This window comes from Urbifossiella limnaea (assembly GCF_007747215.1).
GTDB classification, from domain to species: Bacteria; Planctomycetota; Planctomycetia; order Gemmatales; family Gemmataceae; genus Urbifossiella; species Urbifossiella limnaea.
Genome location: NZ_CP036273.1, coordinates 7694039 through 7707496, shown reverse-complemented (window position 1 = coordinate 7707496; position 13458 = coordinate 7694039). Strand labels below are relative to the sequence as shown.

At 70.7% G+C, this 13458-nt stretch carries 14 protein-coding genes; 9 read left to right on the top strand and 5 right to left on the bottom strand.

Annotated features, from left to right (window positions below):
- Positions 1-155 precede the first annotated feature (155 nt).
- Positions 156-1889: an outer membrane protein assembly factor BamB family protein gene (locus tag ETAA1_RS30900; protein WP_145244440.1), complete on the top strand. Its 1734-nt coding sequence runs from the start codon at positions 156-158 to the stop codon at positions 1887-1889.
- A gap of 137 nt (positions 1890-2026) precedes the next feature.
- On the opposite strand, the gene ETAA1_RS30895 is transcribed toward ETAA1_RS30900, so the two are convergent.
- Positions 2027-3532, bottom strand: a complete 1506-nt coding sequence (locus ETAA1_RS30895) for a glucose-6-phosphate isomerase (protein WP_145244439.1) — start codon at positions 3530-3532, stop codon at positions 2027-2029.
- 110 nt (positions 3533-3642) lie between these two features.
- On the opposite strand from ETAA1_RS30895, the gene ETAA1_RS30890 reads away from it, so the two are divergent.
- Positions 3643-4851, top strand: coding sequence for a 2,3-bisphosphoglycerate-independent phosphoglycerate mutase (locus ETAA1_RS30890; RefSeq protein ID WP_145244438.1), 1209 nt, complete (start codon positions 3643-3645; stop codon positions 4849-4851).
- Positions 4852-4855: 4 nt separating this feature from the next.
- Positions 4856-5869, top strand: coding sequence for a TIGR02996 domain-containing protein (locus ETAA1_RS30885; RefSeq protein WP_145244437.1), 1014 nt, complete (start codon positions 4856-4858; stop codon positions 5867-5869).
- Between the two features lie 67 nt (positions 5870-5936).
- Here the strand turns inward: ETAA1_RS30885 and ETAA1_RS30880 are convergent, their stop codons facing one another.
- Both ETAA1_RS30880 and ETAA1_RS30875 read right to left on the bottom strand, forming a co-directional pair.
- Complete coding sequence (locus ETAA1_RS30880; RefSeq protein ID WP_145244436.1) at positions 5937-6203, bottom strand: 50S ribosomal protein L27; 267 nt, start codon at positions 6201-6203, stop codon at positions 5937-5939.
- Positions 6204-6437: 234 nt separating this feature from the next.
- Positions 6438-7379: an acyl-CoA desaturase gene (locus tag ETAA1_RS30875; RefSeq protein WP_238389331.1), complete on the bottom strand. Its 942-nt coding sequence runs from the start codon at positions 7377-7379 to the stop codon at positions 6438-6440.
- 169 nt (positions 7380-7548) lie between these two features.
- Between ETAA1_RS30875 and ETAA1_RS30870 the strand changes: the two genes are divergently transcribed.
- The 3 genes from ETAA1_RS30870 to ETAA1_RS30860 are packed head-to-tail and all read left to right on the top strand — an operon-like array spanning position 7549 to position 9204.
- Complete coding sequence (locus ETAA1_RS30870; protein WP_202920542.1) at positions 7549-8322, top strand: CoA-transferase subunit beta; 774 nt, start codon at positions 7549-7551, stop codon at positions 8320-8322.
- 34 nt (positions 8323-8356) lie between these two features.
- Positions 8357-8686, top strand: a complete 330-nt coding sequence (locus tag ETAA1_RS30865; RefSeq protein ID WP_145244435.1) for a hypothetical protein — start codon at positions 8357-8359, stop codon at positions 8684-8686.
- A 2-nt stretch (positions 8687-8688) separates the two neighbouring features.
- A complete protein-coding gene (locus tag ETAA1_RS30860) occupies positions 8689-9204 on the top strand; it encodes a hypothetical protein (protein WP_145244434.1) in 516 nt (171 codons plus the stop codon).
- Between the two features lie 3 nt (positions 9205-9207).
- Here ETAA1_RS30860 and ETAA1_RS30855 read toward each other — a convergent pair whose 3' ends face one another.
- Complete coding sequence (locus tag ETAA1_RS30855; RefSeq protein WP_145244433.1) at positions 9208-9897, bottom strand: TIGR02996 domain-containing protein; 690 nt, start codon at positions 9895-9897, stop codon at positions 9208-9210.
- A gap of 78 nt (positions 9898-9975) precedes the next feature.
- On the opposite strand from ETAA1_RS30855, the gene ETAA1_RS30850 reads away from it, so the two are divergent.
- The 3 genes from ETAA1_RS30850 to ETAA1_RS30840 are packed head-to-tail and all read left to right on the top strand — an operon-like array spanning position 9976 to position 12463.
- Entirely contained in the window at positions 9976-11880 is a 1905-nt protein-coding gene (locus tag ETAA1_RS30850) for an ABC-F family ATP-binding cassette domain-containing protein (RefSeq protein WP_145244432.1), read from the top strand.
- 15 nt (positions 11881-11895) lie between these two features.
- Positions 11896-12168, top strand: coding sequence for a hypothetical protein (locus tag ETAA1_RS30845; RefSeq protein ID WP_145244431.1), 273 nt, complete (start codon positions 11896-11898; stop codon positions 12166-12168).
- A 4-nt stretch (positions 12169-12172) separates the two neighbouring features.
- Positions 12173-12463: a hypothetical protein gene (locus ETAA1_RS30840; protein ID WP_145244430.1), complete on the top strand. Its 291-nt coding sequence runs from the start codon at positions 12173-12175 to the stop codon at positions 12461-12463.
- Between the two features lie 7 nt (positions 12464-12470).
- Here ETAA1_RS30840 and ETAA1_RS30835 read toward each other — a convergent pair whose 3' ends face one another.
- Positions 12471-13454, bottom strand: a complete 984-nt coding sequence (locus ETAA1_RS30835) for a hypothetical protein (RefSeq protein ID WP_145244429.1) — start codon at positions 13452-13454, stop codon at positions 12471-12473.
- Positions 13455-13458: the final 4 nt, after the last annotated feature.

Sequence of the window (13458 nt, the reverse complement as noted above, 5' to 3'; positions counted from 1 at the left end):
AACGCCGGCCGGCCGCGGGCAAGTCGGATCAGCCGTTAGGCCGGGGCGCAAGCCCCGTCGGGCGTCTGAACCCCGACGGGGCTTGCGCCCCGGCCTAACGGCGCACCCCGCGCCGCGTAAGATGCCCCCACAACCCCTGCACGGAGGCTTCCCGCGTGAGCACCGCCGACACCCCCGCCGGCCGCTGGCCGGTCCGCGCCTGGCCCGCCGTCGTCATCCTCGCCGCCGTCGCCGCGGCGTGGATCGTGCCGCCGCTCGTCGCGCCGAAGACCATGTTCCACTTCATGGGCTGGTTCGCCGCGCCGATCCTCGGCACCGTCGCCGCCGTCGTCTGGTGGACGTTCCTCGCCCGCGTCCGCGGGCCGCTCCGGTGGCTCGTGCCGGCCCTCGTGCTCGTCCCCGCCGTGGCGCTGGCTCTCACCCTCCACAAGGGGAACGAGATGGCCGTCGCCATCTTCGGGCTCATGGCCGTGCTCGTCGTCTGGCTCGGCTGGGTGCTCGTCAGCACGCCGCTCCACGCCACCCCCCGCCAGGCCGGCGTCGTCGTCGGCATCCTCGGCGTGTGGGCGCTCGCCAGCGCCGTCACCGTGGACGGCCTCGGCGGCGACATGTGGCCCGACCTGCGCTGGCGGTGGACGATGTCCGACGAGGAGCAGTTCGCCGCCGAGCGCAAGCCCGCCCCGGCGCCGGTGACGGACGCCAAGCCGGTCGAGGTCGGCCCCGGCGACTGGCCCGGGTTCCGCGGCGCCGGCCGCGACGGCCTCGTCACCGGCGTCAAGCTCGACGCCGACTGGGCGGCCCACCCGCCCGAACTCGTGTGGAAGCACCGCGTCGGGCCGGGCTGGGGCTCGGTGTCGGTCGCCGGCGGCAAGCTGTTCACGCAGGAGCAGCGCGGCGACGACGAGGCGGTCGTGTGCTACGACGCCGCGACCGGCGTGGAGGTGTGGGAGTGGAAGACGCCGGGCCGGTTCACCGAGACGATCGCCGGGCCGGGGCCGCGGGCCACGCCCACCATCCACGGCGGCAAGGCGTACGTGCAGGGCGCGACCGGCAGGCTGGCCCGCCTCGACGCCGCCACCGGCAAGCAGGAGTGGGTGCGCGACCTGGTGGCCGACGGCGGCGTGCTGGTGCAGTGGGGCTTCGCCGGGTCGCCGCTGGTGACCGACGGCGTGGTCATCGCCACGGCCAACGGCGGCGGCGGCAAGGGCGTCCTCGCCTACCGGGCGGACACGGGCGAGCGGGCGTGGGCGGCCGGCAACGGCAAGCACAGCTACGCCTCGCCGCACCCCGCCACGTTCGGCGGCGTGCCGCAGGTGCTCGTGCTGTCCGACTACGGTCTGGAGTCGTTCCGCCCCGCCGACGGCACGAAGCTGTGGGAGCACGCCTGGACGATCCCGGACGTGAACCGCTCGACGCAGCCGGCGGTGGTGTCGGACACGGACGTGGTGATCGGCACCGGCGTGGGCAACGACCAGGGCATCCGCCGGCTGCGCGTGTCGAAGACGAGCGACGGGTGGGACGTGAAGCAGCAGTGGGCGACGCGCGGGATGAAGCCGTACTTCAACGACGCCGTGGTGGTCGGCAAGCACCTGTACGGCTTCGACGACGACCGCTTCGCCTGCGTGGACCTGGAGAGCGGCAAGCAGGTGTGGAAGGAGACGGCGTACGGCCACGGCCAGGTGCTGGGCCTGCCGGACCAGGGGCTGCTGGTCGTGCAGGACGTGAAGGGGAAGGTGGCGCTGGTGCGGGCGGACGCGGCGGACCTGGACGAGCTGGCGAAGGTGCCGGCGCTGACGGGGAAGACGTGGAACCACCCGGTGGTGGCGAACGGCCGGCTGTACGTCAGGAACGGCACGGAGCTGGCGTGCCTGCGGCTGCCGGTGCGGTAGGGGGGCGAAGGCAATTTTTGACAGGATAACAGGATGAAGCAGGATGGAAGACAGAGACAGAAATCAATTTAATTCTTGTCTTCGTCTTCCATCCTGCTTCATCCTGTTATCCTGTCAAAAATTGCCTTCCCGCCGGGTTACACGCCCTTCGTCTGGTCGCGCACCTCGCCCTTGGGGAGGTTCGGCACCGCCTTCAGGTGCCGCGTCATGTTCGCCTTGTACGCCTCCACCCCGGGCTGGCCGTAGGGGTTGATCCCCATCAGCCGGCCCTCCACCACCGTCGCCAGCATCAGCATCTGCATCAGCTGCCCGACCGTGTGCTCGCTCAGCGCCGGCAGGACGATGTCGGCGCTCGGCCGGGCCGCGTCGGCGTAGGCCTCGTTCGTCCCCTTCAGCGCCGCGTCTAGCAGGTCGGGGTAGCCCTTGCGGCTGAACTGGTTCAGGTCGTCCTCGTTGCGGTCGGCCATGCCCACCTGCACCGGCGGGTGCTTCGGCGTCCGCACCACCAGGTTGTTGATGGTCTTGTCCCGCGCCCCGTCCTGGTGCTGCTGGCCGCGGCTGTGCAGGTCGCGGCTGTACACGGCCGTCAGCGGCGTCGGCCCGCGGCCGAACTTCCCCAGGCTCTCGCTCAGCAGCTGGTCGTACCACCAGCCGATCGCTTCGAGCTTCTTCGACCAGCAGGCCATCACCCGGGTCGTCTTCTTGTTCTCCTCCGCCAGCAGGTAGTTGACCGCGGCGAACTGGAGCACCGGGTTCTTCTCGGCGGGCTCTTCGAGGAACCGCTTCGTCATCGTGGCGGCGCCGAGCAGCAGCGCCCGCACGTCGAGCCCCATCACCGCCGCCGGCAGCAAGCCGACCGGGGTGAACACGCTGAACCGGCCGCCGACGTCGTCGGGGATGGTGAGGATGTCGTCGTCGGCGTAGCCGTCGGCCTTGCACAGGTCGCGCAGCTTCCCCTTCGGGCCGGTGACCGGCACCACCACCTGCTTCAGGATGGGGTCCTTGGGGCCGTAGTACTTCTGGGCCTCGGCCCGCAGCGCCCGGAAGGCGGCGGCCGTCTCGATGGTGCCGCCCGACTTGCTGACGACGACCACGCCCCACCGCTCCTCGGCGATGTCCGGGTCGACGCAGGTGTTCTCCAGGAGCTCCAGCAGCTCCTGCAGCGCGTCGTTGTCGAGGGCGTTCCCCTCGAAGTAGACGCGCGGCTTCCCCATCCGCAGCTTCGCCGGCATCTCGTTGTGGTGGGCGTGGCACAGGGCGTCGAACAGCGCCTTCGCCCCGAGGTAGCTGCCGCCGATGCCCAGCACCACGACGCGGTCCACGTTCTCCTTCAGCCGGTTGGCGACCCGCAGCACCTTGCCGAGGTCGCTGGCGTCCTGCTTGCGGCGGAAGCCGTCGAGGAGCTGCTGCGGCAGGTTGATGAACCCGGGCTGCAGCGGCTGGTCCTTCGCCGGGACCGAGTTCAGCTCGCGCTCGGCGGCGACGCGGCCGCGGACCTGGTTGAGCAGCGGCTTGAGGGCGTCGAGGCGGTCGGGGCTGACGAAGTGCTGGGCCTGGAGCTCGGCGAGCGGCGTCCACGCCTCCGGGGGCTTGGTGACGAGCCGGCCGAACTCGAAGGTGATGTTTTCGTCGGGCAGCTGCATGGGAGTCGTCCCGGGGCACCCGGGCGCAAGCCCCGGGCCGGTCGGTCATTGCGTACAGTCCGCTCCCGCTAACTGTACGTCACTAATCCGTGGGCGTAAACTCGTTCATTATGAACACTCACGAACTGATTCAGACCCTGCGCGAACCCGCGACCACGAAAATCGTGCTGCTGGTGGCCGACGGCCTCGGCGGGCTCCCCGTGGAAAAAGGCGGAAAAACCGAGCTCGAAACCGCGAACACGCCGAACTTCGACGCCCTGGTGAAGGACGGCGTGTGCGGCCTGAGCACGCCGGTGCTGCCGGGCATCACCCCCGGCAGCGGCCCCGGCCACCTGTCGCTGTTCGGCTACGACCCGCTGGAGTACCGCATCGGCCGCGGCATCCTGGAGGCGCTCGGCATCAACTTCGCCGTCGGCCCGAAGGACGTGTGCATCCGCGGCAACTTCTGCACCCTTGGGGCCGACGGCAAGATCACCGACCGCCGCGCCGGCCGCCCGAGCAACGAGAAGAACGCCGCCGCCGTGGCCCGCCTCCGCACGATCCAGATTCCCGGCGTCGAGCTGTTCGTGGAGCCGGTGCGGGAGCACCGGTTCGTGCTGGTGATCCGCGGCGACGGCCTCGGCGACGCCGTCAACGACACCGACCCGCAGCAGGTCGGCGTGGCGCCGCTGAAGGCGGAGGGCGCCGACCCGGCGAGCGCGAAGACGGCCGCGGTGGTGAACGAGTTCATCGCCAAGGCGGTGGAGGTGCTGGCCCCCGAGGCGCCGACGAACGGCGCCACGCTGCGCGGCTTCGCCCGGATGCCGAACATCGCCACGTTCGAGCAGGTGTACGGCCTGAAGGCCGCGGCGATCGCGGTCTACCCGATGTACAAGGGGCTGGCCCGGCTGGTGGGGATGGACATCCTCGACCCCGGCCAGACGCTCCAGGGGCAGGTCGACACGCTGAAGAGTGTGTGGGACAAGTACGACTTCTTCTTCCTGCACTACAAGTACACCGACAGCACCGGCGAGGACGGCAACTTCCCCGCGAAGGTGGAGATGATCGAGAAGCTGGACAAGGTGGTGCCGCAGATCCGCGCCCTGAACCCGGACGTGTTCATCGTGACGGGCGACCACAGCACGCCGAGCCGGATGAAGAGCCACAGCTGGCACCCGGTGCCGACGGTCCTGGCGGCCGACGCCACCTGCCGCCCCGACGACGTGGCGACGTTCGGCGAGCGCGACTGCCTGCGCGGCGGGCTGGGGCAGTTCCAGGGGGCGCACCTGATGCTGCTGGCGATGGCGCACGCCGGCCGGCTGGGGAAGTACGGGGCTTAAACTGATGGCCACGCACGTCGCCCTCCCCAACCCCGCCGCGTTTCTCCCGGGGGAGGGCGACTTCCTCGCCGGCGTCCTCGGGGCGCTCTCCGACGACACGCCGAGGTTGGTCTACGCGGACTGGCTGGACGACCAAGACGACCCGCGCGGGCCGTTCCTGCGGGACTTCGTGGCTGCGCTCCGGTCGGGCGACCCGCTCCCGCCGTCGGCCGCGTTCCACCGGCCGTGGCGCGACCTCGTAGGGGTGACGCTGGTCGAACTGGCCCGCGGCAGCGCGCTCGCCGCCCGGGCAAGTGACCTCCTCGGAGTCGCCCTGCCGGCGCTCTCGGTCCACCCCTCGCCGGAGGCGGTCACGGGATTGCCGGTCGGGGTCAGCCGGTATGGCGGTGAGCCAGACCTGCCGGCGGAGGTGCCCTGGCCCACGCGCGCGAGCGGCGCGCCGCTACCGTTCGTCGGTCAGTACAACCTCGCCGACCTCGTCGCCAGCCCCGCCGCCCGCGGGTACGCCCTGTCCGGTATGCTCTCGGTCTTTTACGCCCTCGGCGACCCCGAGCGCGACGACGGCGGCGAGCCCTATGACGGGACCGAACCCGAGGGGTGGCGCCCTATCGTCGTGCCGCCCGGTGGCCCCCTGAGCCCCCGGGCATTCCCGGCCGGGCTGTCGCCCGCCAACCGCTGGCCGGCCCACCCGATTACGTTCGAGGAAGCCCTGTCGCTCCCGGACCCAGAGTCGTCGGCCGGGACGGCCGCGGGAATCACGCACGACTTCTGGTGGCACTACCACGGCATGGTGTTCAACGGCGGGGAGGATCAACTCCTCGGCCACCCCACAATGCCCGACAACTGGTACAAGGCCCAGCAGGACGGCACCCACCACCTGCTCGCCTTCGCCAGCGGGTCGCCACCGTTCGCCATGACCGGCGACGGCTGGTTCCGCGTGATCCGGTTGTTCGTCCCCGCCGACGACCTCCGCATCGGCCGTCTCGACCGGGTGGTGCAGGATACCGAGCCCCGCTGACCTCCCGCCACAAACGCAAGCGGCCCACCCGTTCGGGTGGGCCGCGTCGCTTCGGCTTCCGCCGCGCTCAGACCGTGGTGACGGTCGCGTCGTCCGGGGTGACGTTGACCCGCTTGCCGCCCTGGTCGAAGTACACCTTGCCGGCGGTGGTGGCGTACAGGAAGTCGTTGCTGGCCCGGCGGACGAACCGGCCGGGGGCGTACTTCGTGCCGCACTGCACCACGATGATGCCGCTCTGCTTCACCGCCTGGCCGCCGTAGATCTTCACCCCGCGGCGCTTCGGCTTCGAGTCGCGGCCGTTCTTGACCGACCCCTGACCCTTCTTGTGTGCCATGACACGGACTCCTTCGAGGCGCAGTGAAAGCGCTTAGTCTAGGGCGCCGGAAAGGGGTGTCCAGGGATCGAGCCGCGGCTCGGGCCTTGAGCCCCGGAGGGGCGGCCGTGTGTAGCCCGGGGTGGAAACCCCGGGCGGGCGGCGACGCGAATCGTGGGAGCGACGCACTCGAGACACCGCCGAGGCCGCCCCGGGCTATGAACGGACGCCCTCCGGGCTCAAGCCCCGAGCCATTCAGGCGGTGGCGTCCTTCTGCCGGTAGCCCGCCACCTTCACCGGCACCACGTTCGTCGCCAGCCCCACCAGCGCCAGGGCGCGCACGAAGGTGAACGTCAGGTCGATCTCCCACCACCGGTGCCCCTGCGAGCACGCCCGCGGCGCGGCGTGGTGGTTGTTGTGCCACCCCTCGCCGTTCGTCAGCAGCGCCACCCACCAGTTGTTCCGGCTGTTGTCGGGCGTGTCGTAGCTCTTGTAGCCCCAGCGGTGCGCCGCCGAGTTCACGAACCACGTGATGTGCCACACGTACACCGTCCGCACCAGCACGCCCCACACGAACACCTGCGTCCCCAGTTGCACCGCGGCCTCAGTCGTGTCCGTGACCGCGAAGCCGACCGCGAAGCCGACCGCGGCGATGACCAGCGCGTGCGCCAGGTACACCAGCGTCCACCTCTGGCCGCGGTGGAGCCAGCGGAGGTACGGGTCGGTCATCAGGTCGGGGACGTACTTCTCGTACGTGCTGAGCCGGTTCCGCTCGGCGTCGCTGGTGTAGATCCAGCCCATGTGCCCCCAGAAGAAGCCGTCGCGCGGCGAGTGCGGGTCGCCCGCGGCGTCGGACTTCTGGTGGTGGATGCGGTGGTTCAGCACCCACCACAGCGGCGACCCCTCCAGGCTGCACACCCCGCAGGTGATGAACACCCGCCGCAGCCACGTCGGGAACTGCACCGCGTCGTGCGTCAGCATCCGGTGGTACGCCAGGTTGATCCCGATGCTGCCGAACACAAAGTTCCCAACCAGCAGCGCCACGACGCCCCACCAGGTGAAGACGTACGGCAGCAGCGCCGTGAGCGCGAGGAGGTGAACCACGATCAGCATCACGTAGAACCCGCGGATCAGCTTCGGCCGCGGGCGGGGGGCGGCAGGACCGACGGCGGCGGTGGCGGGAACGACGGCACTCACGGGCGGACCCCGGGACTCGGGTGGTTTGGGTAGGTGCGGGCGGGTGGGGCGTTAATCTTACGGTTGCGGTCGGCCCGCGGCGACGGAAGAATACCCTTACCCGTTATCGGATGCCACTCCGGTCCGCGGCGATTCGACCCGCCGTCCGGAATTCCTCCCCCGGTGCCCCGTGCCGTACACGCCGACCGAGTTGATGATCTGCGCCGCCGCCCGCGAGCTGGAGGACGGCACCACCGTGGCCGTCGGCACCGGGGTGCCGTGCGCCGCGGCGATGCTGGCGCAGCGGACGCACGCCCCGAACCTGGTGATCATGTTCGAGTCGGGCAGCCTCGCGCCGCAGCTGCCGACGATGCCGGTAAGCGTCGGCGACAGCACGACGCAGCAGCGCGCCCTGATGGTGACGAGCATGGCCGACGTGATGCAGTTCTGCCAGCGCGGCATGGTGGACGCCACGTTCCTGAGCGGCGCCCAGATCGACCCCTACGGCAACCTCAACTCGACGATGATCGGCACCGACTACGCCCGCCCGAAGGTGCGCCTGCCGGGCAGCGGCGGCGCCAACGACCTGGCCAGCTTCTGCTGGAAGACGCTGATCCTGCTGAAGCACGACGCCAAGAAGTTCGTGCCGAAGCTCGACTTCCTGACGACGCCCGGCTACCTGACCGGCCCCGGCGCCCGCGAGGCGGCGGGCCTGCCGGCGAACACCGGCCCGGCGCGGGTGATCACGGACCTGTGCGTGCTGGACTTCGCCGACGACACGAAGCGGATGCGCGTCCGCAGCCTCCACCCGGGGGTGACGCTGGAGCAGGTTCGCGCCGCGACCGGCTTCGAACTGCCGGCGTGCGACCCCCTCGGCACGACGCCGGCGCCGACGGACCGCGAGCTGACGCTCTTGCGGACGGAGGTGGACCCGAACCGCTACATCCTCGGCCGCGCGGGGTGATACGATGGGAGAGCCCCGAACCCCCGGTGCCGCGATGACCGAGACCGAACCGGCGTTCGCCCCGAACCCGACGATCCAGGCCCAGCTCGCCGAGCTGAAGGAACTGGAGGCGCTCTACCCCGTGCCGACCTGGGCGGAGGTGATGCCGGATTGGAAGTGGCTCCACGAGTCCCAGGCCGCCGGCACGTTCGACCCCGAGTACAAGTACGGCGGCCTGTGCGTGGCAATCTACAACCGGCGGGTAGTCGGGACCGACACCGACCGCCTTCAACTCCGCATCGACGCGTCCCGCGAACTCGGCATCCACCCCGAACGCCTCGTCGTGACCGACTTCTACCCGAACGAGCCGCACCAGGAGTCGTGACCGTGCCGAGCGTCCGGTTGTCCGTCCAAGCGACCGGCCCCGTCCTGCCGGCCGTGTCGCCCACCGTTGGGCTGGTGGACGTTCACCGCCCACAGTTCCGGTGTCTGCTCCGCCTGCCGAACACGCTCCTGCCCCGCGACGCGGTGATCGACACCGGCGCGCCGCTGATCTGCTTCCCGGAAGACTTGTGGCGCCCGTTCCGCGTCGGGGTCGATTTCGAGTGGCTGCCGTTCGCGCCCGGCCCCGCCCCGCCAGCCGGCCGGCTCGTCGGCTGGCAGTTCACCTTCCGGATGGCCCGGTTCCTCGCCCCGGTTACGCTCCTCGACTACTCCACGGAAGTCGAACGCCCCAACGTGGTCGCCCAGTTCGCCACCGGTAACCCGCCCGCGCCACCGGGCCGCCATTCGCTCCCGCCGGTGATTGTCGGCCTGTGGGGCGGGCTGCTCGAGGGCGGCACCCTCGCCGTCGGCCGCGACCCGGCCAGCGGCCACGTTACCGGGGGGCTGGCGTTCCCGTAGTCGTCACGCCCCCTCCCCGACCAGCCGGTCGCCGAACCGCTCCCGCAGCGGGGCGTACACCGTCCGGCCCGGGTCACCGGGGACGAACAGCCTCTCCAACCCGTCCAGGTGCCTCGAATCCGCCAGCGCGGCCACCGCACCACCCGGCAGTGGCTTGCCGCCGATCCGCAGAACTCGGAGTTGCGCCGTCTGCGGGCAGGCGGCAATCACCCGGATTGACGCCCGGACCTCGTCCGGCTCGCGCCACCCGCCGACATCGACCCACAGTTCCAGTTCCACGATGCTCGGTGGCCACGGCTTCGCCACGAACACCCGGGCCGCCTCGCCGAAGAACCGCGTCAGACACAAGTCGCGGAGCAGCGGGAGCGTCGCCACCTTCCGGTATCGGTTGAGCAGCAGCTGGGTCACGGCCTCCAGCCGCTCGGGGAAGCCGCGGTGGAAGCTCCAGCGCAGGCCCGGCCCGGTCGGCACGTCCGCCAGCCAGCGGATGCGGTGCTGGTTCTCCAACTCGTCGGCGCGCTCGGCCGCGGCGGGGTCGTCCAGATCGTCCCGGGCCAGCACGCATTGCAGGCGGATGAACTCGGCGCGCTCGCCCTGCCCGTGGTCGTCCAGCCAGTCGGCGTAGACGAGGCGCGGGGTGTCGTCGTCAGGGCGGGCGGCGATCGCGGCCAGCAGCGCCGGTTCGTCGGTCATGCCGGCATTCTACCCCTCCGTAAACTGACCACCGGGGTCGCGCCGCCGCGGCCCCGCCCACGGACTACGGGCGGTTCCATGCTCCTGCTCAGCTGCACCAACCTGTCCCGCGGGTACGGCGCCACGCCGCTGTTCGACGGCGTCACCTTCGAGGTCCACGCCGGCGAGCGGATCGGCTTCGTCGGCCCCAACGGCGCCGGCAAGTCCACCCTCCTCCGCTGCCTCACCCACCCCGACGAAGCGGATTCGGGAATCGTCACGCTCCACGCCGGCGCCCGCCTCGGCACGCTGCAACAGGTCGCCGAGTTCGCCCCCGGCCGAACGCTGTTCGCGGAGGCGAAGTCGGCGTTTGACGAGCTCCTCGCCACGCAGAAGGAGTTCGAGCGCGTCGCCGAACAACTCGCGGCCACGACCGACGACACGCAGCGCCGCCTCCTGTCGCAGAAGTTCGACCGCCTCGCCGAACTGCTCCGCCACCACGACGCCTACGAGCTCGACCACAAGGTCGAATCGGTGCTGAGCGGGCTCGGCTTCCGCGAGCCCGACTTCACCCGCGACGTGGTCACCTTCTCTGGCGGCCAGCAGCGGCGGCTCCTGCTGGCGAAGTTGCTGCTGAGCGCCCCGGACGTGATGCTCCTCGACGAGCCGAGCAACCACCTCGACATCGACACCACCCGCTGGCTCGAAGACTACCTCGCCCGGCAGCCCGAGGGCATGATCGTGGTCAGCCACGACCGCTACTTCCTGGACAAGGTGGTGAACAAGATCTTCGAGCTGCACGACCGCAAGATCACGAGCTACCCCGGCAACTACCACCAGTACGTGCGGCTCCGCGACGAGCGGTACGAGCGGCAGCTGAAGGAGTACGAGGCCCGCAGGGAGTACGTCGAGAAGCAGGAGGAGTACATCCGCAAGAACCACTACGGCCAGCTCGCCAAGCAGGCGCAGTCGCGGATGAAGGCGCTCGACAAGCTCGACGACGTGGAAAAGCCGACGCGCGTGTCCGGCCCGCGGATCGCGTTCCAGAGCGTCAGCCGCTCCGGCGACGTGGTGTTCACCGCGGAGGAACTCACGAAGCGGTACGGCGACAAGGTGCTGTTCGACGAGCTGAACTTCGACCTGCCGCGCGGCAAGCGGCTGGCCATCATGGGGCCGAACGGCAGCGGCAAGACCACGCTGCTGCGCATCCTCCTCGGCGACGAGGAGCCCACCTCGGGGAAGGTGCGCCGCGGGCACCTCGTGTTCCCCGGCTACCTCGACCAGCACCTCAAGGTGCTCGACGAGGAGAAGACGGTGATGCGCGCCGTGTGGCCGGACGACGAGCCGGACCACACCGAGCAGAAGATGCGCGACCTGCTCGGCCACTTCGGCCTGCACGGCGAGACGGTGGAGCAGCCGGTGAAGTCGCTGTCGGGCGGCGAGCGGAGCCGGGCGGCGCTGGCGAAGCTGACCGTCAACGGCGTGAACCTGCTGATCCTGGACGAGCCGACGAACCACCTCGACCTGTGGGCGTGCGACGCGCTCGAGGAGGCGCTGAAGGCGTTCGGCGGCACCGTCATCGTGGTGACGCACGACCGCTACTTCCTCAACCGCGTCGCCGACCTGCTGATCGTGCTGGACGGCGCCGGCGGCAGCGAGCTGGTGTACGGCAACTACGACACGTTCGAGCTGCTGCGGCAGGCCCGCGAGAAGGCGGACGCGGCGAGCGGCCGACGTGAGTCGGCTGTTTCTTCTTCACCAACAACGGACGCCAAGCCCGCGAAGCGGAAGCGCGTCTACCCGTACCGGAAGGTGCCGGACCTGGAGGCGGACATCGCCGCGACGGAGGCGAAGGTGGCGGCGCTGGAGGCGGCGCTGCAGTCGCCGGACGTGTACCGCGACGCCCCGAAGCTGAAGCAGACGACGACCGACCTGGAGGCCGCGAAGGCGGCGCTGGCGCGGCTGTACCTGCACTGGGAAGAGGCGGTAGAATTGAACGGCTGACCCCGGAGGTGCCCCGTGAGCGAACCCGCGAACCCGACGCCCGCCCCGGACCCGGTGCCGCCGACCGTCGAGGCGCTGCAGCGCCAGATCGAGGAGCTGCGCTGGCAGCTCGCCCGCAAGACGACCGAGGCCGACATCCACCGTGCGGCCGTGTACGACTTCTACCGCGACAAGTTGGCCGAGCCGCCGCTGACGGAGGACGAAATCCGGGAGCTGCTGGCCGCCCCGCAAAGCGAAGAGTCGTTGCTCGACATTCTTGAGGAGTACGAACGCCGGACCGGGGGGTGACTTGATGCCGCCGGTCAACTACGCAGTCACGCAGCTCGGGATCGCGAAGGACGCGTTCCGGGCCGTCCTCAACCGGGCGGCGGCCGAGGGCCGGTTGCCGCTCGTGGTCGCCGCGGCCCGCTACGTTCTGGACGAACTCGCCTACGACCCCACGCGGCTCGGCGAGTCGCGGGCGCGGCTCGAGTTCCTGGACCAGGACTACCGGATCACGTTCGCCCTGCCGCTCGCATTCGAGTTCATCATCCACGAACCGACCCGGACGGTGACCGTCGTCCGGGTCCGGCTCCTCGACTGACGCCCCGTTACGGGTCGTCCGGGTCCTCCGGCTCGTCGTCGGGCATCACGCCCGCCCCCGGCCCGCTCCCCCGGTCGCGCCACGTCTGTCCGGACCCGGACCCGCCGCCGTCGTCCAGGTCGACCTTGCCGCCCGACTTGGCGACGATGATCGCCACCACCACGATGACCAGCCACTTCAGCAGGAACGACACCACGTTGATGGCGCCCATCGACGTGTTCGTCTCGCCGTTGTCCAGGTCGAACATCGTCTTGAACAGGCCGAACGCCGCCGCGCACCCGATCGGGCCGGCGATGAAGATCGGCACCTTGAACCACTCGCACAGGAAGTACACGCCGTTGACGACGAACGTCACCGCCGCGATCTTCAGGATCGCCGGGCCGAACCGGCCGTAGTTGATGCCGCACACCAGCCCCACACCCATCAGCGTGGCGATGCTCACCGGGATCGAGAAGAACAGGCCGGCGATGACGAGGATCACGCTCAGCGCGCCCTCCCCCCCGCCCGAGCCGATCGCGCCGGTGACGGCCATGCCGACCCCCAGCACCAGGAACACCGTCGGCCACGTGTACTCGAACTCGCGCAGCCGCTGCTCGCGCACCTCGTCCGCGTAATCGTCGCCGGTCCTGGCCCCGCCGCCCTTCTTCGCCTTCTTCTTCCGCGGCCGGTCGTCGTCGTCGTCCGCGCGCGCGGCGCGGGCCGGCTTGCGGACCTCCGCCGTCCTGGACTTCGCCGACACCTCGACCTCGGTGTCGTCGACGACCTCGAACGCGGGCTTGGCGGCCGGCCTGGGCGCGGGCTTCGGCGCCGCCCTGGCGACGGGGAGGGGAGCCTTCGCCGCGGGCGGCGCGGGCCTGGGCGCGGGCTTCGCGGCGGGCTGGCCGGGGAGCGGCGGCAGCGGCCGGGCGGGCTTCGGCGGCGGCGCCTCGTCCACGACCTCGAAGTCGTCGTCGTCGGACGGGCGGGGCCGCGGCGGGTTGGGTGGGGGCATGCGA